The organism is Methanosarcina sp. MTP4 (genome assembly GCF_000970045.1).
GTDB lineage: Archaea > Halobacteriota > Methanosarcinia > Methanosarcinales > Methanosarcinaceae > MTP4.
Map to the genome: position 1 here is coordinate 2,950,193 of NZ_CP009505.1, position 22,238 is coordinate 2,972,430.

A 22,238-nucleotide genomic window follows, 5' to 3' on the forward strand; every position below is an offset into this window, starting at 1 on the left:
GGGGGATAAAAAATGTGCGGAATTGTAGGATACGCGGGAGAAAAACCTGCCACACCGATGCTCATAGAATCTTTAAAGAAACTCGAATACCGCGGATACGACTCTGCGGGCATCACTGTCCAGAACGAAAAGCTTGAGACTTACAAAACAGTAGGAAAAATCGTAAACCTTGAAGCTGAACTTCCGGAAAAACTGGGAGGCAAGTTGGGGATAGGGCATACCCGCTGGGCAACCCACGGCCGTCCGAGCACAATAAATTCTCACCCTCATACCTCGGGAAACGAGGTTAAAATCTCGGTAGTGCACAACGGGATTATCGAAAATTACATGAAATTGAAGGAAAGGCTGATCGAGGAAGGCTACGAGTTCAAGTCCGAGACCGATACAGAGGTAATCGCACACCTCCTGCACAGGCAGGTCTACGGGAGTCCGGAAGCAAGCGAAAAACGGTTTGACCTGTTAACAGGGCTTCGCAATGCCCTGGCTGAGATTGAGGGGTCTTATGCAATCGGAGTTCTTTCTTCCGATGAACCCGGGAAACTTTTCGTTGCCAGGAAAGACAGCCCTCTTGTCATAGGGGTCGGAAACGGGGAAAACTTTGCAGCCTCGGATGTTACGGCTTTCCTTAACCATACAAGGGACGTTATTTTCGTAAATGACTTTGAAATGGCGATACTGACTCCGAAAACAGTTGAAGTATATGACTTTGACGGAAATCCCCTGGAAAGAAGAGTCGAAAAGATCGAATGGAATATCGAAGCTGCTGAAAAAGCCGGGTACGAGCATTTCATGCTAAAAGAGATCCACGAACAGGTCAACTCTATCCACAATACCCTGGCAGGCAAGATATCGGAACTCGAAGGAGACATATTCCTGGAAGACCTGAACATGAGCGAGAAAGAGATCCGCTGGCTTTCCCGGGTCCAGGTCCTGGCCTGCGGGACTTCCTGGAACGCAGGGCTTCTCGGAAAGTACCTCTTTGAACAGCTGGCAGGCATACACTCCGATATTGATGTCTGTTCCGAGTACAGGTACCGGAACCCGGTAATGGACGAAAGGACCCTTGCAATCGCAATTACCCAGTCAGGGGAAACCGCTGATACCCTCGCAGCTGTCAGGGGCATCAAATCATACTATTGCCCCACCCTCTCGGTCACGAACGTTGTGGGTAGCACAATCACCAGGGAAACGGACAGTATTATTTACACCCGGGCAGGCCCTGAAATAGGGGTTGCAGCCACAAAGACCTTTACGGCCCAGTTAACCGTAATTTACCTGCTTGCCATGAAATTTGCCCAGTTGAGGGGCAAAGTAAGCCCGGACTACGTCAAGGACTTTATAATTCAGATGAGAAAGATTCCCGGCCAGATCCAGCAGATCCTGAACAGGAAAGAAACAGTAAAGGAATGTGCCGAAGCCTTTGCCGATGCAAAGAGCTACTTTTTCCTGGGCAGGAACCTGAACTACCCCGTAGCCCTTGAAGGAGCCCTCAAACTCAAGGAAATTTCATACATACACGCAGAGGGCTTTGCTGCAGGGGAACTCAAACACGGGCCAATTGCCCTGCTGGACGAAAAAACACCGGTAGTCGCCATTGCAACCAGAGGGCATACCTACGAAAAGATGCTCAGCAACATAAAGGAAGTTAAAGCGAGGGATGCAGTCGTTATTGCTGTTGCGGACGCGGAAGATACCGAGATTGCAAAATATGTGGATGTGGTGCTCAGAGTTCCCAGCACGGATGAACTCCTGGCCCCGATTCTGAGTACTGTGGTCCTGCAGCTCCTTGCGTACTATACCGCCCTTGCCAGGGACTGTTCAATAGACAAACCACGCAACCTTGCAAAGAGCGTTACAGTGGAATGAGCTCCACAGTGGAATGAAGGAAAAACCATATAGGAGGAAGTACCATCGCTTTTCCGGAAATGTCGGAGTGGAATAAATGAAACTGTTCGGATCATCAGGAATCAGAGGAATTGCAAATAGAGAGATCAGCCCCGAACTTGCCCTGAAAGTAGGGCTTGTACTGGGAAGTCGAAAAAAAACAGCAGTAATCGGAAAAGACCCAAGGACCGCTGCCTCCATGATAGAGCACGCCCTGATCGCAGGGCTGACCTCGACAGGCTGTACCGTTACAAGGGTCGGGCTTGTGAGCACCCCCACCCTCGCCTACGCAGCCCGGGACTATGACTGCGGGGTCATGGTTACGGCCTCCCATAACCCTTCGGAATATGTAGGAATCAAGCTATGGAACCCTGACGGGATGGCCTTTGACTCCGCCCAGCAGGAGGAAATCGAGGATGCAATTGAAAATTCCGGCTATTCCCTCGCCTCCTGGGACAGGATAGGGAAGGTTACGGAAAACGGGGATGCTGTCCGCAGCCATATGGACATGATAGAAAAACTTGCGGAGGGAGCACCCCTTCGCGTGGTGCTGGACTGCGGCTGCGGGGCCGGAGGGACCATTACTCCCTACCTCCTGCGGGAGCTAGGCTGTGAGGTCATAACCCTCAACGCCCAGCCGGACGGGCACTTCCCTGCCCGGAACCCGGAGCCTTCCGACGAGAACCTCTCCATGCTCAAAAAAGCCGTTGTAAGCTTTGAAGCCGACCTCGGAATCGCCCACGACGGGGATGCAGACAGGATGATGGCTGTAGACGAGAAAGGAAACTTTGTCTCCGGGGACGAGATGCTTGCAATCTTCGGACGCTACGAATGCGGGGAGAACGGGGGCACGGTTGTGGTGCCCGTGGACACCTCCATGATGGTTGACGACTCCCTCCCTGCTTCCGAAATGGTGAGGACAAGGGTAGGGGATGTCTATGTGGCGGAAGGCATCAAGCAGCATGGAGCCGTATATGGGGGAGAACCTTCGGGAAGCTGGATTTTCCCGCGAATCTCCTACTGCCCTGACGGGATTTATGCCGCTGCAAAGCTGCTTGAAATCGTGAAAGAAAAGCCGCTCAGCGAACTCAGGAGAGAACTTCCCCATTATGCAACAAAAAGGGGCGCCCTGCCCTGTGCAAACGAAAAGAAAGCCGAATTCATGGAAAAAGTGAAGGCAAAGCTCGAACCCCTGGGAAAAGTCCTGGATATCGACGGCATCCGTGTGGAAATGAAAAACGGCTGGGTACTTGTCCGCCCTTCGGGGACCGAAGCCAAGGTAAGGATCACGGCCGAAGCCAGGGAAAACGTTGATGGGATCTTTGAAATGGCTGAAAAAATCGTAAAGGAGGCACTTGCATGAAAGCAGTTATCCTTGCAGCAGGGAAAGGAACCCGGATGGAGCCCCTGACTTCCGACTGCCCGAAAGTAATGCTTCCGGTTGCGAACAAACCCATCCTGGAGCACATAGTAGATGCTGCAGTGGAAGCAGGTGTTGACGGGTTTGTTTTCATTATCGGCTATATGGAAGAGCAGATCCGGGAATATTTCGGGGACGGAAAAGCCTGGGATGTCAGCATCGACTATGTCCGCCAGAAAGAACAGCTCGGGACCGCCGACGCAATCGGCTGTGCCCGCGGGCATGTAGGGGACACTTTCCTGGTGCTTAACGGAGACATGCTGGTCGGGGCAGACGACCTGAAAGCCCTGGCAGCAAGGAAAGAAGAAGCAGTTATCTGCGTAAAAGAGGTCGAGAACCCCTCGGACTTCGGGGTGCTTGAGACTGAAGGTGAAAAAGTTGTAAAAATCCTGGAAAAGCCGAAAAGGCCCCCCACAAACCTTGCAAACGCCGGGATCTACCTATTCAGGAAATCCATATTCGAATACATTGACAGGACCCGGCCTTCCGAGAGGAGGGAACTGGAGATTACGGACTCCATCCAGATGCTTATTGACAGTGGAGCGCCCGTAGGCTACAGGCCCCTGGCAGCCGAGTGGATAGATATCGGGTACCCCTGGGACCTCTTGAAGGCTACCGAATACCTGCTGAAAGACCTTAAAGGAAAATGCGAAGGCACAGTAGAGCCGAATGTAACCCTGAAAGGGGAAATTGCAATTGGGAAAGGAACTCTTATCCGAAGCGGTTCCTACATTGAAGGGCCCGTGGTAATCGGGAAAGACTGTGACATCGGGCCTAATTGCTTTATCCGGCCATCCACTGCGATTGGGAACCATATCAGGATAGGAAACGCCGTTGAAATCAAGAACACGATCGTCATGGAAGACACCCACGTGGGACACCTGAGCTATGCGGGAGATAGCATAATCGGGCACAGGTGCAACTTTGGAGCTGGCACAAAAATTGCAAACCTCCGGCACGACGGGAGGAACATAAAAATAATGGTCAAAGGAAGGGTCGTTGATACCGGGCGGAGGAAGCTCGGGGTGATCATGGGCGATGAAGTGCATACCGGAATCAATACGAGCATAAATACTGGCGTGATGATGAAAAAAGGAAGCTTCACCTACCCCGGAGAATTTATAAGGCACTGACCTGAAAAAAAATTCAAAAAAGAAATGGTGGTTCCCGATTGCACTCAGGCTCCGGGGTACCACCGATTTGAACTGCCTTCCAGGGCACAGCCGACCTTCAAAAGACAAAACTGTGTCCCAGTTCAGACCGGGAGTTCCAGTTCTAAAAAAGATGTATTCTCGATAATTTTCGATTAATTCCTGGTTTATTCTTGATTTCCATCAGGAATAAAGCTTTGTTATTGTCCAGAGGACAGCTTTTCTGAAAAAACCCTCAACCTCCACTACAAGCGTCCCCTCATTCATACTCTGGACAGCTTCTTTAAGCGGGTCTTCCGAGTCAAGGATTTGATGAACCGTCTGCTCATCAGTTTCCACAGTCATGGAGGGACCGAATTTCGAGATCGGATCTTCAGGTGTATCGTAACTGTAAAACTCCCCCACCATTCCGCCCCTCATAATCGCAGTCGCATAGAGCATATTCTCGTCATCCTGCTTGATCTGCAAAGCAATTTCCTGGCTTCCAACCAGCCTTTTAAAAAGCATGGGAACTTCATCAAAATTCTCATTGTAAAGCTCGGCTTTCACACTCAATTCATCGAAGAGACCATTTTCTCCGTTCGCAGCTTCGTCAGGAGCTTTAAAAAATTCCGCTTCCCTGATGTCCCCGGACTCCGAAACCGCACCTGCCATCGGCATGAGCAGAAGAGCCGCGAACAGGACAGCCAGAACCTTATTTTTGCCCGAAAAGTGCATGTTGAGAATAAGGAGTCTGGATATAAAAATGTTCGTGAATTATGTATTCCCTGCCATTCAAAGAGGAATCAAAGCCTTCAGACTGCATTATTTTAGTCATTAATGCAAACGTAACAAAATAAAAGCATGATAAGTGGTAATGTAAAAATTAATGTAAAAAGTAGTGAAAAAAATAGTAAAAAAGAATTAAAGTAGACGGGATTGAGAAAACTCAAAACAGGATGTCTGCAAGAGAGGATTTCGCAAACCAGAGTACGATACCTTCAAAGAAACTTGCGTTTTCAATAACTACGGTCTTCTCTTTTAACGCCAGTCTCAGGGTGTAAGCGGGATCACTGGAGTTCATTATTTCACGGGCAGTGGATTCATCGCTCCTGACGAGAAGGGCATCTTCAAGGCCTGAAGTGTCGTTTATCTCCTCAAAAAGCACAAACACCCCTTTTTCATCAGTAGAGCCGTGGACATTCATTTCCGAACCATCATCGAGAGTAATGATAAAAAGGATTTCCTTGCTATCGACAAGGTTCGTCACAAAACTCGGGACCGAGCTGATGTTCTCATTATAGAGATCTATATTGTTTTTCATCTGGGTGAAAAGGTCAGCTTCCGAGTTCACAGCAGTATCCGGAACCCCTTCTCCAAGCGTTGAATTTTCAGCTACCGCCAGGGTCGAAAACATCAGTAAAAATGCAAGAGCCAGTATTAAAAAAATGAAGCCTTTTTTCAAAAACATGGAGAAATATAAGAAATAAAACTATAAAAAACATGCTAAGTATTGAATTAAAAGGGCAAAAAATAGAGGACTAAAAACAAAAAAACATGCTAAGTATTGAATTAAAAGGGCAAAAAATAGAGGACTAAAAACAAAAAAACATGCTAAGTATTGAATTAAAAGGGCAAAAAATAGAGGACTAAAAACAAAAAAACATGCTAAGTATTGAATTGAAAGGATAAAAAAGAGGATACATAATAAAAAAATACAAAGTATTAAATTGAAAGGGTGAAAATGGAGGGCACATAATAAAAAAATGTATGTATTGGTGAATTGAAAGGGTAAAAAATAGAAGATACAAAATAAAAACTTGAAGAAATTATGAAAAAAAAGAAAGAGGATGTTCGTAAGAACAATCCTGTCTCCCTCACGGGAGAGTTTCAGAGTTTCAGAGAAGGCCTGAAGACTTCAGTACAGTACCGATCAAAGACCTGCTCTTCGATCTTTTCGTAATTTTTCGTGTAATTCTTAGATTTCGGATCGTGCTTACTCATGATTTTCTTAACTTCTGAATTCATCCTATCAAGAGTGACCTGATCGAAACCTTCCGTGTTCTGCATTGTAAACATAAAAACCATGCTCTAAATTAAATATTCGATAATTTTATAATATAGTTTTAATATATTAGCTTTTGCTTTCTTCCAACATTAGCTATGCTGGCATTATTATATGTACGGGATTCAAATTAACGCACATTAAGCGAAAAAGTACCTGAGTACCATATTCATATAATTTCTTACTCATATATAATATTTTACATTAGTATTATATCCCGCAATACATAAGCACATATTATTTGAATATATGCCTATATAATTGTTACTTGCCAGGGCTTCTTTCTATTCAGAAGCCGGGATAGTTAGCAAAAAAAGCATCATGGGAATTAATGGGAATTATTTCCCTGAAGAAGAAAGCACATATCCGGCCAAGAGAGATTTTAAATAGAGATGTGAGCTATAACCCCCCATCCCCTCAAATCAATAAAACTTCCTAACACAAAAACGGTTTCCGGAAAATCCCATAACTCTGGAAATGTAAACCAGGATTTCGGAAAAAATAACACAATTCCTGAAACATAAATACAATTCCTGAAACACAAATACAATTCCTGAAACACAAATACAATTCCTGAAACATAAATACAATTCCTGAAACATAAATACGAATTCAGGGATGCAAGCAACTTCAAAAGCAGATCTTTCCCCTGAATATGGTCACGAAAGCTGCCCCCAAAATGTAAATTGCTTTAAAGGGTTAATTTTATTAGTTCCCTTGATTTACATATTAATTAAAGAAAAGCATTCGAGTTGATAACAAAGTGCGAACTGTCTCCCACCGAGTGAACACAAAAAAGAGTCATGCAACCAGTACGGAATTCGGAAAATCCACTTCCGAGCTGCTAATCCTGAAACCTGAAGGGTACCCGATGAGTGGAATGATGGAAGAGTACCCCATAGTTGAAAACAGAGACGTTTTTGAGTTCTACGCTCGGGAACAATGGAACGGCTACGTTGCCCGCAAGGGAGATTACCTCTTTGACCGAAGGATGTTTCCGGACTTTGCGTACCGGATAATCGATGTCGAACCTGCCGAGTCGCTGATCGGGATGAACACGTCAATCATCGTAACAGAGGAAGAAAACAGCCTTTTCTCCACAAATGAAATCAAGAGCGATGTTGTCTTCGATGACGTGATAGGACAGGAAAACGCAAAAAGGAAATGCAAATTGATCGAACGCTTCCTTGATGAACCGGAACGTTTCGGGAAATGGGCTCCGAGGAACATCCTCTTTTTCGGCCCCTCGGGAACCGGGAAAACCATGCTTGCAAAAGCCCTTGCAAACAAGACTGACGTTCCCATCATCCCCGTCAAAGCCACCCAGCTGATTGGGGAATACGTAGGAGACAGTTCCAGGCAGATCCACCAGCTATACGACAGGGCGGAAGAAATGGCGCCGTGCATCATTTTCATCGACGAACTGGATGCCATAGCCCTGGACAGACGCTTCCAGGAACTCAGGGGAGACGTAAGTGAAATCGTAAACGCCCTCCTGACCGAGATGGACGGAATCGAAGAACGCGAAGGGGTCTGCACCATAGGTTCCACAAACAGGGCCCAATCCCTGGACGCTGCGGTAAGGAGCAGGTTTGAAGAAGAGATCGAGTTCGTGCTCCCCGGAGAAGAAGAGATAAGGCAGATCTTCGAATCCAACGTAAAGACCTTCCCCCTTCCCGTAGAAGACTGCGATTTCAAAGCCCTGGCAAAGAAAGCAAAAGGGCTTTCAGGCAGGGACCTGGTCGAAAAGGTCCTGAAAACCGCCCTGCACCAGGTAATTATTGAAGACAGGGAAACAGTCAGGGCAGAAGACTTCGAAAAAGCCTTTTCAAAACTCGGAAAAAATGAGCCTACCCAGGACCCAAGCGGGCTCTACGTATGAGCTTTTCAGGAAGGAGTTTTCCGTGCTGCAATGAATTGCTCATTAGAGATGAGTTTTTTGTATGGTGATAAATTTCCAACACATTAATGAATTATCTGGGCGGTGGTTGTTTTGGTTCACCGTTAATCCTTTTTTCAAAACCTCTTTTTCAAGAACTGAACAACCAGCTTTCAAATAGATCAGCCATTAAGCTCTGGGAATAGCTTTATTTAGAAAAATCGGCATCTTATCTGAATTGAGATCGGAAATAAAGGCTTAAATAAAGATCTGAAGTAAAAGGTCTAAACCAGATCTGAAGTAAAAGGTCTAAACCAGATCTGAAGTAAAAGGTCTAAACCAGATCTGAAGTAAAAAGTCTGAACAAACTCCGAACTGAGATTGAAAAAGGTCCACAAAAGGGACTTGAAACAAGCGTGTGAAGGGATCCTCATGAATGAAATACGAGAAACCGACCGATTTGAATGCGTGGTTTTAAACATAATAGAAAACTTGATGTGGAAAGGCATAACAGTCGAAGAAAAGGACACTAAAGGCAGAGTGTACTTCGGAAGGGTAAAAGGGAAACTCGACATTAAGGAAGGAGATACCCTCTACCTGGGAGTAAGGCCGACTTACGAAGTCGAAGACAAGACCATGAAAGTTTTCCTTTACGACGCAGAAGATAATAAACTGGACTGGACCCTCGTCTGAGTTCCCGGATATCTTTTCCGGGAGATTTTCTTCTCGAAATCTTTTTTCTAAAAATACTTTTTCTAAAAATACTTCGGAAATGAACGACGGTATTTGGAAATATCAGGCCGTAGACTTAATTAAAGCGTAAAATACCGAATATTCATTCCTGCCTTAAAGGGATTTCAAGTTCCATCAGGTCTTCTGCCACGATGACATTTTCGAATATCTTTTTCGAATCATTAATTATGGGCTCCACATCATCAGAGTAGCGAGAACTGACATGGGTCAAAACAAGCTGCCTGACCCCGGCATCCTTTGCAAGGGCCGCAACTTCCCCTGCAGTTGAGTGCATCGACTCTTCCGCCCAGTCGGCCATCTCGTCGGCAAAGCTCCCGTCGTGGATCAGGAGGTCGGCATCCCTGCTGGCTTCGAGCACGGCTTCACAGGGCCTGGTGTCCCCGGTATAGACTATGGTCCTCCCGGGACGGGGGTCACCTACAACTTCTTCCGGCCTGACGGTTTTTCCTTCCACTTCAACGGGTTCTCCCCTGTGGAGCTTTGCAAAAAGAGGGCCAGGGGGAACTCCAAGTTCGACAGCTCTCTCCCGGTTGAAACGGCCGGGCCGCATGTCTTCGACAAGGGCATATCCCAGGCTCGGGATACTGTGCACGGTTTCAAGGGCGCGGATTACATACCCGTCTCCCTCAACAACATCTCCTGGTTTCAGGTCCACACCCCTGATTTCATACTTCAGGTTGAAGTACCCGAGAGCCCGGAAGAGTTCCGTGAATTCCCGCGTATGCTTCGGGCCGTAAATTACGAGAGGCTCCTTCCTGCCCATGAAAGACATGGTCTGGATGAGGCCCGGAATCCCCAGGAAGTGGTCCGCGTGGAAATGGCTGACAAAAATAGAGGACAGGCTCATCATCCCTGTCTTTGCCCGCATCATCTGCTGCTGAGTACCTTCCCCGCAGTCAAAAAGGATAAGTTCTCCTTCCCGATTGACCATCACCGCGGAAGGGTTCCTGTTGCGGGTAGGGAGAGAACCTCCTGTACCGAGAAATGTTACGCGAAGCATGATGAATCCAATTAATATTGTCAGGAGTATTTATGAATTACCACTGACAGGGCACAGGAGAAAAACCTCAAAGGAGGAAAAAGTACAGGAAGAAAAAGGGCAGGAAGGAAAAGGACAGAAGAAGAGCAGAATACAGCCAATTTTTAAAGCTAAATCTCTTACCCTCTAAAACCAAATCAAGCCATACCCGGTTTCAGCATCCAATCGGTCCGCCCACACAGGAGAGATCAGGTTTCGAGTATCCGACCAGGTTTCTGGCATATGTATCAGGATTCCAGCATTCGATCAGGTTTCTGACATATGTATCAGGATTCCAGCATTCGACCAGGTTTCTGACTTATGTGTCAGGATTCAAGTGTCCAGACCCTCCCGTAATTACTCGGGACAAAAAGCTGAACCTCTTCCCCTGCAGAGACCTTTGCCAAATTTTCCTGGCCGTGGAGTTCCTCCCTGTAACTGCCTTCATGGGAGAAGATGAAAGGTACCGTCTGGTCCCGGTCTCCGAAGTTCAGGGCAATCAGGCTAAAAAGGTTCCCGTATTTCCGGGAAAAGAGTATTACCTTCCTGGACAGGTACAGGGAATCATTATAGAAAAAGTGCTCTCCTCTTGAAAACTGCGGGTTCTCCCTTCGAAGCTTTACCAGTTTCCTGACGAGGCTGACCGTAGACTTGCCTTCAGGAGTATAGAAATAGTCCCAGCGCACGGGCCGGTACAAAAGCACTCGTCCCCACCCTTCTTCGGGGAGGTAGTAATTTTCCCCGAATTCCTGCCCCTGCCAGAGCATGGGAATACCCCTGGCCGTGAACATGCCTATCAGGTAGGGCTGCACTTTGTACCAGAGTGCACGATTACCTTCCTTCAGGAGTTCATTATTCTCATTTTCAGGGAAAACTGTCCCGAACTTGCAGACAAAACGGGAATGATCGTGGTTTTCAATATACTGGAGTGCAGTTTTTGTGATTCTGTCCCCGTTATGCGAAACCTCTGCCGGGTAACCGAAAAGGCCAAAAAACAGCCCCAGGGAAGAAAGCCCTTCGGGGTTACTCCCGGCGCCCCTTGCCGCATGCAGGGTTCCATTTTGCCAGGTACAATTACTATAGGTACTGTTCAGGACATCAATCGGCTTTTGAAGCTGTTCGGCGCACTGAATAAGGTTTACGGAATTTCCTTTGAAAAAGCGCTGCCAGTGACTAGTGGCATCTTTTTTTGCTTTGACAAGCTGGTACGTGTCCTTCACAAGCTTAGTATAGCCGTTTTCCGAACCCTCAAGCCAGTACCCGGGGACGTAGTCATAGCGAAAACCGTCCACATGGTAGCAGTCAAGCCAGTGATGGTTGACTGTCAAAAAGAAATCACGGGTAAATTTACGGTTAAAATCCGTACTTTTCCCATAGACGTTTTCAGCAAAGGAGCCCATAAAAGGGTTCTCAACTTCGGGCCATCCGAGTTTGTCATAAACATAATGATATGGGAAAAGGTGGCTGGTATGGGCATAGACGGAATCCACTATGACAGCGATATTTTTCCGGTGAGCCGCATCTACCAGCCTTTGAAGGTCTTTCCTGTTTCCGAAGCGATCATCCACACCGAAATACCCGATCGGGGTAAACCCCCAGTCCACCCTCTTCTCGACATTGGAAAGGGGCATCAGCTCGATGCAGTTAATCCCCAGGTCCGCCAGGTAATCCAGACGAGAAACCGTTCCGTCAATATCGGACGCAAACTCACTGATCATCAGTTCGTACAGGATAATATCCTCTAAAGGAGGGGTTTTCCAGACAGATTCATCCGGGCTCCACTTCCATTCATACTGTTTTTTGTACCCCAGAGTAAATGAGGACAATTTTCCGACCCCGAACTCCCGGGCAAAGGGATCGATAACCCAGTCGATAGGCTCCTGAATGTCCGGGTTTTTCAGGCAGTAGCGGTAGACATACTTCCCGGAGCTGCCCCATGCAGAGCCGGAAGCTGGCCTGTCTTCGGGCCTGATCTTTATTGTTGCAGACCAGTAATCCCCGTACTCAGGGTCTACTGAATGTGCCAGTTCAAAATTCTTTGGCTGTATGGCCTGGAGAAACTGGTCCTTTTCGTAAATAACCCTTACCCAGAGCCGATTACCCTGATCTGCCGACACCCCGGGTAAAAAAAGTCCTAAATTAATAACACCGGAATTCTGCTCATCTTCCCTGGCTCCAAGCTTTTGCAGCGGTAGAAGTTCAGGCTCACCTTGCAATATATCCCCTCCCAATTGTACTGATTCCCAACTCGGAATTTCAACTTATCAAGATCTCTGGCATACGAATACATCAATAAAAAAATATAATAAGCAAATATATATTTTAGCATGAGAATCAATATAGCTTTGGAAACATAGGTCCTGAAAATTACTACTTAAATTTCAGCTCCTGATTTCAGCTCCTGATTTCCGGGTTTCGAACTCTTTATGACCCAATTATAGTCACGCCTGCATTTGATGCGACATAAATTGCTTGATTGCGCATCATTTTTTGTCGCATTAATTACGCTTGTGACTATACCAACTCTTCATGACCCAATTTCAAACTCTTTATTATCGACGAACAAGAAATAATCTATACTGTAAAAATTCAATTGTAAAACAGGAAATTTAATGATTTTGATATTTACGGGCTGCAAACGGAAATTTGTTGTATTATTTCTGGAGCGATTTTCAGGATAATATATATTCTAAAAGCTCGTTAACATCTCCAGATTGCATTTTCTATCTAAAAATTAAAAGGAATCATAGTCACATGTCAGGAAATTACGGAAAAGTATATCTCGTGGGTTCGGGTCCGGGGGACCCTGAACTCCTCACCCTGAAAGCCCGCCGGTTAATCGACACAGCTGAAGTCATCATCTATGACCAGCTTCCGGGAAAAGTGATCCTGAGTTCAATGCCGGATAGTGCGGAAAAGATCGATGCCGGAAAATTTGCCGGGAAGCACACCCTCACCCAGAACAAAATCAATGAAGCGATTGTACAAAAAGCTAAGGAAGGCAAGATGGTTGTCCGGCTGAAAGGCGGAGACCCTTACGTTTTTGGGAGAGGCGGAGAGGAAGCAGAGGCCCTCGTGCAGGAAGGCATCGAATTCGAAATAGTGCCCGGGATAACCTCCGCAATCGCAGTGCCTGCATATGCCGGAATTCCCGTTACTCACAGGGAAAGCACCTCCATGGTAACTTTCATTACGGGACATGAAGACCCCACAAAGGAAGAAAGCGGGCTCAACTGGGACGCCCTGGCAAAGTTTGAAGGGACTATCGTGATCCTGATGGGGGTAAAGATGCTCAGGCGGAATGCCGAAGAGCTCATGAAAAACGGGAAAGACTCCGAAACCCCGGTCGCCCTTATCGAGAGAGGCACCCGGCCCGACCAGCGGGTGACCGTGGGTACTCTTGCAAGCATCGCGGACCTGGCAGAAGAAAGGGGTGTAAAAGCGCCTGCTATCACAGTGGTAGGAGACGTTGTCCGCCTCCATGACATCCTCGGGGAACAGCTTACGGGGACCGAGTTTTAAACCGGAACTCCGGAGGATCAGGCATATGACAGGCGAAACGATAGGCGAAGTAATAGGAGACGCAAACGAAGCAAAGCTCCCCGTACTTGCGATCATGAGGCCCGAAAGCTATCGGGAAAAGTCCGAAGCCCTTGCCAGGGACTACGGTTTTGAGTCCTTTTACGCCCCCATGATCCGGCTGGAAGACATGAAGGACGAGGAGTTCGAGCCCTTCGTGCAGAGGGTCCTGGAAGGGGTTTCAGACTACGTGATTTTCACAAGTGCAAACGGGATCACCTTCACCCTGGACAAGCTCCCGGAAGGCAAAAGGGAAAGCTTTACCGAAGCCCTAAAAAAGAGCCGGGTAATTGCAATCGGCCCTAATACGGAAAAAGAACTCGTGAAAATAGGAGTAGAAAAGCCCTTTTTGCCCGGGGACTACAGTTCGGAAGGAATTGTGGAAGCCCTTTGCCCCGAAGTAAAGGGAAAAACCGTGGATGCCGCAAGGAGCGCATACGGCTCGAGGCTGCTCATCGAGGGCCTGGAAAATTGCGGAGCTACGGTATTTGAGACAAAGGTATACACCCTTACCATACCCGAAGGAGAGCTCCAGAAAGAGCTCATCGAGCGCACCCTTGCCGGGGAAGTAAGCGCTTTTGCCTTTACAAGCTCCATGATGGTCAGGGGTTTCATGAAGCAGGCGGAAAAGATGGGAGCAGGAGAAGAAGTAAAAGAAGCCCTGAGCCGGGCAGTTGTAGGCGCTATCGGGACCCCGACCGCAAACACCCTGGAGAGTCTCGGGGTAAACGTGGATGCGGTTCCCGGAGAATTTACCTTTGAAGCTTTGCTCGAAGTCCTGAAGAAAAAGCTTTAATCCCCTGCCCGAAGTCCTGAAAAACCGGTTCAGAACCTCGAAAACAAACTGGAAAAGGTCTGAAGCATAACCCGTATTAAGTAAAATGCTAAAACCGGTTGAAACCGGTTGAAACGGAAGTTAACAGTGTAAAAACCGGCTTCAAAAAACAACATTTAAAATTTTGAAAAACAATGTCCATTTCGAAGGATTGAACATGATAGGCATTTCAAAACTCTACTGCGGAACCGTGGAACCCTCCGATGCCCTGCGTTACGGCCGGGACTCAAAGAGGCTGCCCTCCCACCTGCTGCAGTTTTCAAAAGACAAGAAACCGGTCGTGGTCTGGAACATGACCCGCCGCTGCAACCTGAAATGCGTTCATTGCTATGCCCAGGCAAAAGATGTCGAATTCAAAGACGAACTCTCAACAGAGGAAGGCAAAGCCCTGATCGACGACCTTGCAGCCTTCGGCTCTCCCGTTATGCTCTTTTCCGGAGGCGAGCCGACAATGCGAAAAGACCTCCCCGAACTTGCGGCTTATGCAAGGGAAAAAGGGATGAGGGCAGTAATTTCCACTAACGGGACCCTCATCGACAAAAGCCTGGCAAAGAAGTTGAAGGAAGTGGGCCTTTCCTACGTAGGCATATCCTTTGACGGAGTCAGGGAAACGAACGACAAATTCAGGGGCGTAAAGGGAGCCTTCGATGCTGCTCTCGAGGGCCTGCACAACTGCCAGGCCGAAGGCATAAAGGTCGGGCTTCGCTTTACCATCAACAAACAAAATGTCCGGGACATTCCCGCCATTTTTGACCTCCTCGAGGAAGAAAATATCCCCAGGGTCTGCTTCTACCACCTGGTCTATGCCGGCAGGGGCTCTAAAATGGTTGACGAGGACCTTTCCCTTGAAGAGTCCAGGAAAGCCGTGGACCTCATCATGGAGAGGACAAAAGCCCTGCACGAAAAAGGCTTCCCCGCAGAAGTCCTGACTGTGGACAACCACTGCGACGGCCCCTACCTCTACCTGAAGCTCCTGAAAGAAAACCCGGAAAGGGCAGCCGAAGTCTTCGAGCTCCTTTCCATGAACCAGGGCAACTCCTCAGGGATAGGTTTCGGCTGCGTGTCCTGGGACGGGGCCGTGCACGCCGACCAGTTCTGGAGACACTACTCCTTTGGAAACGTCCGTGAGAGGCCCTTCAGCGAGATCTGGACCGACCTTTCCGACAAACTGATGGCCGGGCTCAAGAACCGGAAACCCCTGATCAAGGAAAACGGGGACCGCTGCGCCCACTGCAAATGGTTCGATGTCTGCAACGGGAACTTCCGGGTGCGGGCTGAAGCCGTCTACGGGAACGTCTGGGCGGATGACCCTGCCTGCTACCTTACAAAAGAGGAGATCGGATACGACGAGGCCTGAAAAGGCTTCCCCAGGTATTTTTTTCAAACCCTTTTTATTCTCTTTTTTTATATTCTCTTTTTACTGGCTTTGTGGAAAAACGATCTAAATCAACCCGGAAAGGGTAGCTGTAATTCCCCTATTCAGAGATTCCCGAAAACCTTTTTTCGATTTGCTTTTCAGGTACCGGCGTTCTCACCGGTCAGCTTGCTGACCGGCTTTTCCATGAAGTATATTACAATGAAGAAAAATAGTATGTAAGTTGTCAAAAGATATGTCTGGATAATTAAAAAAATAAGGATAATTGACGTGAAGTGAATCGAATAAAAGTGAAAGCTAACAATGTCAGCTAATAACACCAGTTAATAATGGCAGCTAATAATGGAAGTTTATTTTGCAAGCACTTTTTTCATATATTTCAGGAAAAGCCGCCCGCTTTGCGGGTGGTGAGGGCCCTTGTAATCGATACGAAAATGAGAATTCCCGGAACCGGAATCAGCATTAGACCCTCTCACAAAAACCAGGGCCATTTCAAGCAATATACGGGATTTCTACATAACCCGATAAAGAAAGAGGACAGGGAGAGAACGTGCATCTGAATTAGAGTATCAATTGTGCTTATTCAGGAGAGGTGGAAACATACCATTTTGGCATGTATGTTTCAAATCCATCATACCATTCCAAAACATTTTCGGCTTGTCCGAGCGCCTTGTTGACTTCTTCCTGTCCGAATTGAATTGCCCAGGGAACTGATGAAAGCTGGGTACTTGCAATATATAAAGCCATTAATCTGAAAAATAAAGCAGGCACATCATGACCAAAATATCCATTTATACGTCCCGAAGCAAACACGGCACTTATATCTGCACACCAGGTAATGCGATTGAATTCCTCCCAAGGATCGCCGTAATCAAGCCTGTCAAAATCAATGATTCCCAGTTCTCCGGACTTTGTAACAATCATATTTCCGACATGGTAGTCACCATGTTGAAAACACTGGGGGCGATTTTCCAGCAGGTATCGATTTTGTTCGATATATTTGATTATTTTATCTGCCCCCTTCAGATAAATCCCACAGGCTTTATAGTAAGTAATATTTCTGTTTATTTTACGATTGAAACGCTCCGACCATGGCATCTGATTTTTTGCCGCAGGAATTTGGTGCATAATTCTTAATGCTTCTCCAGCTTTAACACCGAGCTGGTATTGCTCTTTGTTGCTTAGCGCGGGAAGAACAGTTCTTGCGTCCTCCCCTTTAATCCAGGTTAGTAAAGAATAAACGGATTGGCCGTTATTACAAATTCCAAAATCAATCGGGCGCGACATTAAAATGTCAATTTTATCAAGCCGTTTTATTGCTTCAAAATCCCATTTCTTATTCTCATATTGCCTTATGTCCGATATTCTGAGTAATAATTTCCTACCATCCGTCGTCTGGATATAATATTTTTGATCATTCGACCACCCCTTATTAATTGCCTCAACTGTTTTCCATTTACAAGAATCAGGTATTTCATTATAGAGTTTAAGCACGCTAACACCTCTATGAAAATAGAGTACCTGTCATTTTATATTTTCTATTTTTTTGAATGTTCTTCACTTCCTGAGTTGAAGCTCTTAAAAATTTCGTACCTGAATAAGGATTTATCTAAGGCGGAATATATTTTTAGAAAGATAAAAGCAAGTGTGAGGGGGCAGGAAGATCATGAAACGAATCCTACTAATTACAACCTTAATACTCCTTTTTTTCAGTATCAGCACTTTTTCAGGTTGTGTTTCCGAAGATCAGCAAGAGCCAGGAGTCTATGATAACGAGTCAGAGACTACCTTTTACGCCGGGCAGGAATTAACGCCTATAGCCGAACAGCGCAACAACGCCATCCAGGGGACCCAGTATATAGACAGGGAGAGCTACCGCCTGCAGGTAGACGGCCTTGTAGAAAACCCCATGGAGTTCAGCTATGAAGAAATTAAGGCACTGCCCAGGACCTCGAAGGTCGTGGACCTGGACTGCGTGGAAGGCTGGGGTTTTACCGGAAAGTGGACAGGAGTGAAAATAGCCGACCTCTTTGAAGAAGTGGGGGTCATGGAAAATGTCAGCACGGTTATCTTCTACAGTGCAGACGGGTATTCCACTGCCCTGGAACTGGACTACCTTCTGGAAAACGACATAATCCTTGCCTACGGGCTAAACGATGTGACCCTTCCCCCGGAAAGAGGCTTTCCCCTGCAGCTCGTTGCCGAGAGCAAATACGGGTACAAGTGGGCAAAGTGGATCGTAAGAATCGAACTCAGTGATTCCGAATACAGAGGATACTGGGAAGAACGGGGCTATAACAATAGGGCAGACGTCGGGGGACCTGCGTTTGAAAGGTGAGGGGTGGAAATGTCGGAGAGCCCGGATTTGAAAGATGAAGCTCGGAATCGGAAAACAATTCCATATTGATGAATCAGCTAGCCTGAAAAATAGGGATATCGGCTTCATCCGGAACCTTCCTAATCGCTGGCTCTCTACCATTGTTTCGGTAATTTGAATTCGTAGATTTTACCACAGAAGACTCCGTATGCCCCATCAAAAGCCAAAAGCTCATAATGTATATAAGTAATCTGAACTATAGGTATGTAGTTAGTATAAATGTATATTTTCTAGCAAAGTATTACATATTACCGGGGAGCGCTATCCTAAGGGGCGCGAGTTAAAAAATAGAGGGGGCAATTTGAGTGGTGGAATGCCATGTAAATACACTGAAGCCAGGGGACCCTTTCAGGGATTGGCTTGTCGAAGAAGTGGTGGGACAAAGGGTCCGGGATAAACGATGCTGTGTTAAGGTTTTCAAGAATGGTCGCTCATCCCATACCGTCTGCAGGTATCACTTCAAAGGAGAACATTTCAGTGTAATGGCAAAATATTTTGCCGAACCCACGGACAGGTTAAAAAAATATGATGCCTGCAAAGCCATGAAGAACGAATTCAAGAAGCTTGAGCTGGCAGCTTCTTATATAAATGTTGCAAAGCCCCTTGCCGTGAACGAGGATTTCAACTGCGCCCTTGTAACCGAACATGTGCCAGGGAAATCGCTCGGCTGGTACTTCAAACACGATACAAATCTTTACGAAATACTTACCAGGATGTCACATATGCTCCGCAGGCTTCACGACAACACCCTTTCTTCCTACAACAAAGAAAATGAGTTCAAAAACTACCACGACGTTCTGGACCATCTGGGGCTTGACTACAAAACCCGGGAAACTTTCAACCATTTTCTCGGAGAATGGTGGTACAGCGACCTGCTTGACCGAAAACAAGGATGCATGATTCACAGGGACGTCCACCCCTCAAACTACATCTTTTACAAAGGCAAACCCTATGCCCTTGATTTCGAAAGCTCCTGGTTCCATGCAAACCCCGTCCGGGACCTGGGAATCCTCTCCGCGGAACTTAAAAATTATTTCGAGCAGAACAAAGGAGGGGGATGGAAGGCCGAACCCTACATAGGACATTTGCTCTGGGAATACAGCCGGAATGAAAAGGATTTTTCAAGAATTACGAAGACCTTGCCTTTCTATATGAGTGTGGGACTGCTCCGTTCAGCAAGGCTTCACCAGGAAAACTATCGAGATTATCTTATCAGAGAAGCCATGGCATGTTTGGAACCTAACAGGTGAAAGGGCAGGGGAACTCTACAAATAATTAACAAATAGTGAAACCTATTTTTACAAACCTGTATCTTGCAGGGTTATTTTGATGAGGCCTTCAGGGCATGAATAGGGTATGCAAGGTTAATAAAGGTCAATACTATATAATTAAAGGGACATTTTGCTAAGGGAGCCGGGGAGATGGAAGGGGAATTCCCCACAGTACCGGTTAATATATTAAAACAGGGGAATCAATTCAGGGGAATCAATTCAGGGGAATCAATTCAGGGGAATCAATTCAGGGGAATCAATTCAGGGGAATCAATTCAGGGAAATCAATTCAGGGAAATCAATTCAGGGAAATCAATTCAGGGAAATCAATTCAGGGAAATCAATTCAGGAAGATCAATTCAGGGACCGGAAAGTTTCCTTTTCAGGTAGCGGAACTCATGATATCTATAGTCCCAGACGTAAATATTTACACTTACATTATAACCACGGAAGACACGGAAAGCACGGAAGGATTGTGCCCTATTTCCTTTATTCCGTGTTTTCCGTGCTTTCGGTGGTTAAACTTTCGCTTGAGGCGGGTGAAGGATTTTGGGCCCTTGACTATAGATTAACTTATCAAATAACCATATCAATTGAAATTGTTAAGAAGCCCTGGCATTTTTGAGGGTTGTCAGGTGAAAAGGGGAATAAGGGAGGGGAAAATATTTCAGAAATCTACGAACCGGAAATAGCGGGAAGACGGAGTACATTCCTGAGCTATCCCATCGAAAAGCCCGGGGAAAGAGAAGAAGAAGAAGGAGAAGAAGAAGAAGAAGGAGAAGAAATATTTGAAAGCTGCCAGATCAAAGGGGTCATTTTTGACTGCTACCAGACCCTTATTGATATTGACACCGATGAGCACAGCCATGAAACCTATAAAACGGTTAGCAGGTGGCTGGCATATCAGGGAGTCGATGTAAAACCGGAGAAACTCAAGGATTCCTATATGCTGAAGGTAAAGGAAAGGATGGACGAGTCTCCGGAAACATACCCCGAGGTGAGGGTTGAAGAGGTTTTTGCAGAGATCTGCGGGGAAAATGCAGTGTGGAGGATCAACGAAAAACGCCTGGGTGTTGACACCTCAAGGGTCTTCAGGGCTGCTTCAATCCGAAAACTCCTCCCGTTTCCCCAGAGTATAAGACTGATCGAGCACTGCATCAATATCCCGAAATGCATCATCTCCAACGGGCAGCGGGTTTTTTCCGAACTTGAACTGAGGTACCTGGGACTTTATGACTACTTCGATTTCGTGATCTTTTCCTCGGACGTCGGGTACAAGAAACCGGACCTGAGGCTTTTCATGACCGCACTTAAGAGGATGGGCCTAGAGTTCCAGCCCAAGTGCGTGATGTCTGTCGGAGATTCCTATGAAAATGAGCTCCTCCCTGCCAGAAAGCTGGGGATGCGGGCCATGCAAATTGAGGAAGCCTGGGAGAAGTTCGGACTGAAGAAATGAACCTATAACACGGGAGTTAACCCCGTAAATTCTTTTTTAAAAAAGCTTTGAAAATTTTGAAAAGCCACATATGAGTACATTTTTTAAGCACCTTTTTTACATAGATTATGACTTTTTAGAAATTTGTCTATTGATTAAAAAGAAACTTCACCTATAAACATATAAGGAAACGTGAATAATATAGTTCAAGAGGAAGATATTTTGTGGAAGACATGTTAAGGAAAGAGATTCTGTGAGTGGGCACTTCAGGGAGAGGAAATATGTTGGAAAGCTACAAGATACAGGGGGAAGGAATCGAAAGCGTACTTAAAAGCTACCGGATGGAAAAGACCGGAGAACTAAGTGTCCCACCTGTGATAGAAAGGGTTTCGATAACAAGAACCGTATGTGAGGGGAGTCCCATAAAAGGGATCATCTTTGACTGCTACCAGACTCTTATCGATATCCACACTGACGAAGATGACATGGAGACCTACGAAAGGGTGACAATGTGGCTTGCATACCAGGGTGTAAAGATCAGGCCTGAAAAACTGCGGCATACTTATGAATTGAAAGTAAAGGAAAGGATGGACAGGTCCGAAGAAGAATACCCGGAAGTAAAGGTGGAAGAGGTCTTCAGTGAGATCTGCAAAGATCACGCAGTCTGGAGAATTGATGAAAAAAAATTGGGAGTCGAAACCGCAAAGGTATTCAGAGCGGCGTCTATCCGAAAACTCCGGCCCTTTCCCCAGAGCATAAAGCTGATCGAGCACTGTATAAACATTCCTAAATGCATAATCTCCAACGGGCAGCGGGTCTTTTCCGAAATGGAACTGAGATACCTTGGCTTCTACGACTACTTCGATTTCGTGATATTTTCCTCAGACCTCGGATATAAAAAACCGGACCTCAGGCTCTTCATGGAAGCGCTCAAGAAACTGGGACTGGAACTCGAACCAAAGTGTGTACTGTCCATCGGAGACTCATATGAAAATGAGATTCTGCCCGCTCACAAACTCGGGATGTGCGCCATGCAGATCGAGGATGCCTGGGAGTTTTATGGGGTAAAAGATTAACTTTGAAAAAATAAGAAGCGTCTTCACAATTCAAGCCTGTTAAGCGGCCCGGATAGCCCGGGTCTTCCCTTGTTGCTTCCCCCTCCTTTTTTATACACATCCTATAGCCATTTTTTCAATATCCATACCATTCTGTCACAT

General features: G+C 46.4%; 19 protein-coding genes. 13 read left to right on the forward strand and 6 right to left on the reverse strand.

Annotated elements, in window-relative coordinates:
- Positions 1-12: 12 nt before the first annotated feature.
- The 3 genes from glmS to glmU all read left to right on the forward strand — a co-directional run bounded on the left by glmS (position 13) and on the right by glmU (position 4,437).
- Positions 13-1,866, forward strand: a complete 1,854-nt coding sequence (gene glmS, locus MSMTP_RS12190; protein ID WP_048179797.1) for a glutamine--fructose-6-phosphate transaminase (isomerizing) — start codon at positions 13-15, stop codon at positions 1,864-1,866.
- Between the two features lie 76 nt (positions 1,867-1,942).
- Positions 1,943-3,247: a phosphoglucosamine mutase gene (glmM, locus tag MSMTP_RS12195; protein ID WP_048179800.1), complete on the forward strand. Its 1,305-nt coding sequence runs from the start codon at positions 1,943-1,945 to the stop codon at positions 3,245-3,247.
- Positions 3,244-4,437, forward strand: a complete 1,194-nt coding sequence (glmU, locus tag MSMTP_RS12200; RefSeq protein ID WP_048179803.1) for a bifunctional sugar-1-phosphate nucleotidylyltransferase/acetyltransferase — start codon at positions 3,244-3,246, stop codon at positions 4,435-4,437. The genes glmM and glmU overlap by 4 nt, the downstream gene beginning before the upstream one ends.
- Before the next feature lie 201 nt (positions 4,438-4,638).
- On the opposite strand, the gene MSMTP_RS12205 is transcribed toward glmU, so the two are convergent.
- The 3 genes from MSMTP_RS12205 to MSMTP_RS12215 form a co-directional block, all read right to left on the reverse strand.
- Entirely contained in the window at positions 4,639-5,172 is a 534-nt protein-coding gene (locus MSMTP_RS12205; RefSeq protein ID WP_048179806.1) for a hypothetical protein, read from the reverse strand.
- A 211-nt stretch (positions 5,173-5,383) separates the two neighbouring features.
- Positions 5,384-5,851, reverse strand: coding sequence for a hypothetical protein (locus MSMTP_RS12210; protein WP_156153824.1), 468 nt, complete (start codon positions 5,849-5,851; stop codon positions 5,384-5,386).
- A gap of 473 nt (positions 5,852-6,324) precedes the next feature.
- The gene (locus tag MSMTP_RS12215) at positions 6,325-6,513 is read right to left on the reverse strand and encodes a hypothetical protein (RefSeq protein WP_048179811.1); all 189 of its coding nucleotides are present in this window, start codon (positions 6,511-6,513) and stop codon (positions 6,325-6,327) included.
- Positions 6,514-7,262: 749 nt separating this feature from the next.
- Between MSMTP_RS12215 and MSMTP_RS12220 the strand changes: the two genes are divergently transcribed.
- Positions 7,263-8,381, forward strand: coding sequence for an AAA family ATPase (locus tag MSMTP_RS12220; protein WP_048179813.1), 1,119 nt, complete (start codon positions 7,263-7,265; stop codon positions 8,379-8,381).
- Between the two features lie 429 nt (positions 8,382-8,810).
- Positions 8,811-9,071, forward strand: a complete 261-nt coding sequence (locus MSMTP_RS12225) for a hypothetical protein (protein WP_048179816.1) — start codon at positions 8,811-8,813, stop codon at positions 9,069-9,071.
- Positions 9,072-9,213: 142 nt separating this feature from the next.
- Here MSMTP_RS12225 and rnz read toward each other — a convergent pair whose 3' ends face one another.
- Positions 9,214-10,131, reverse strand: a complete 918-nt coding sequence (gene rnz, locus MSMTP_RS12230) for a ribonuclease Z (RefSeq protein WP_048179818.1) — start codon at positions 10,129-10,131, stop codon at positions 9,214-9,216.
- Here rnz and MSMTP_RS19365 point away from each other — a divergent pair.
- Positions 10,130-10,300 carry a hypothetical protein gene (locus tag MSMTP_RS19365; RefSeq protein ID WP_156153826.1) on the forward strand — a complete coding sequence of 57 codons (171 nt, stop codon included), beginning with the start codon at positions 10,130-10,132 and terminating at the stop codon, positions 10,298-10,300. The genes rnz and MSMTP_RS19365 overlap by 2 nt on opposite strands.
- Positions 10,301-10,475: 175 nt before the next feature.
- Here the strand turns inward: MSMTP_RS19365 and MSMTP_RS12235 are convergent, their stop codons facing one another.
- Positions 10,476-12,365 carry an alpha-amylase family glycosyl hydrolase gene (locus MSMTP_RS12235; protein ID WP_048179821.1) on the reverse strand — a complete coding sequence of 630 codons (1,890 nt, stop codon included), beginning with the start codon at positions 12,363-12,365 and terminating at the stop codon, positions 10,476-10,478.
- 538 nt (positions 12,366-12,903) lie between these two features.
- Between MSMTP_RS12235 and cobA the strand changes: the two genes are divergently transcribed.
- The 3 genes from cobA (at position 12,904) to ahbC (ending at position 15,920) form a co-directional block, all read left to right on the forward strand.
- A complete protein-coding gene (cobA, locus tag MSMTP_RS12240; protein ID WP_048179824.1) occupies positions 12,904-13,671 on the forward strand; it encodes a uroporphyrinogen-III C-methyltransferase in 768 nt (255 codons plus the stop codon).
- A gap of 25 nt (positions 13,672-13,696) precedes the next feature.
- Positions 13,697-14,524, forward strand: coding sequence for a uroporphyrinogen-III synthase (locus tag MSMTP_RS12245; protein WP_048179828.1), 828 nt, complete (start codon positions 13,697-13,699; stop codon positions 14,522-14,524).
- A 196-nt stretch (positions 14,525-14,720) separates the two neighbouring features.
- A complete protein-coding gene (gene ahbC / locus MSMTP_RS12250) occupies positions 14,721-15,920 on the forward strand; it encodes a 12,18-didecarboxysiroheme deacetylase (protein ID WP_048179831.1) in 1,200 nt (399 codons plus the stop codon).
- A 597-nt stretch (positions 15,921-16,517) separates the two neighbouring features.
- Here the strand turns inward: ahbC and MSMTP_RS12255 are convergent.
- Entirely contained in the window at positions 16,518-17,432 is a 915-nt protein-coding gene (locus MSMTP_RS12255; protein ID WP_048179832.1) for an aminoglycoside phosphotransferase family protein, read from the reverse strand.
- Positions 17,433-17,604: 172 nt separating this feature from the next.
- Here MSMTP_RS12255 and MSMTP_RS12260 point away from each other — a divergent pair, with 172 nt between their 5' ends.
- From MSMTP_RS12260 to MSMTP_RS12280, 4 genes are all read left to right on the forward strand, one after another.
- A complete protein-coding gene (locus MSMTP_RS12260; protein WP_048179835.1) occupies positions 17,605-18,276 on the forward strand; it encodes a molybdopterin-dependent oxidoreductase in 672 nt (223 codons plus the stop codon).
- Between the two features lie 344 nt (positions 18,277-18,620).
- Positions 18,621-19,565, forward strand: coding sequence for a phosphotransferase (locus tag MSMTP_RS12265; protein WP_048179837.1), 945 nt, complete (start codon positions 18,621-18,623; stop codon positions 19,563-19,565).
- 805 nt (positions 19,566-20,370) lie between these two features.
- Positions 20,371-21,042 carry an HAD family hydrolase gene (locus tag MSMTP_RS12275; RefSeq protein ID WP_048183508.1) on the forward strand — a complete coding sequence of 224 codons (672 nt, stop codon included), beginning with the start codon at positions 20,371-20,373 and terminating at the stop codon, positions 21,040-21,042.
- Between the two features lie 260 nt (positions 21,043-21,302).
- A complete protein-coding gene (locus MSMTP_RS12280) occupies positions 21,303-22,097 on the forward strand; it encodes an HAD family hydrolase (RefSeq protein ID WP_082090614.1) in 795 nt (264 codons plus the stop codon).
- Positions 22,098-22,238: the final 141 nt, after the last annotated feature.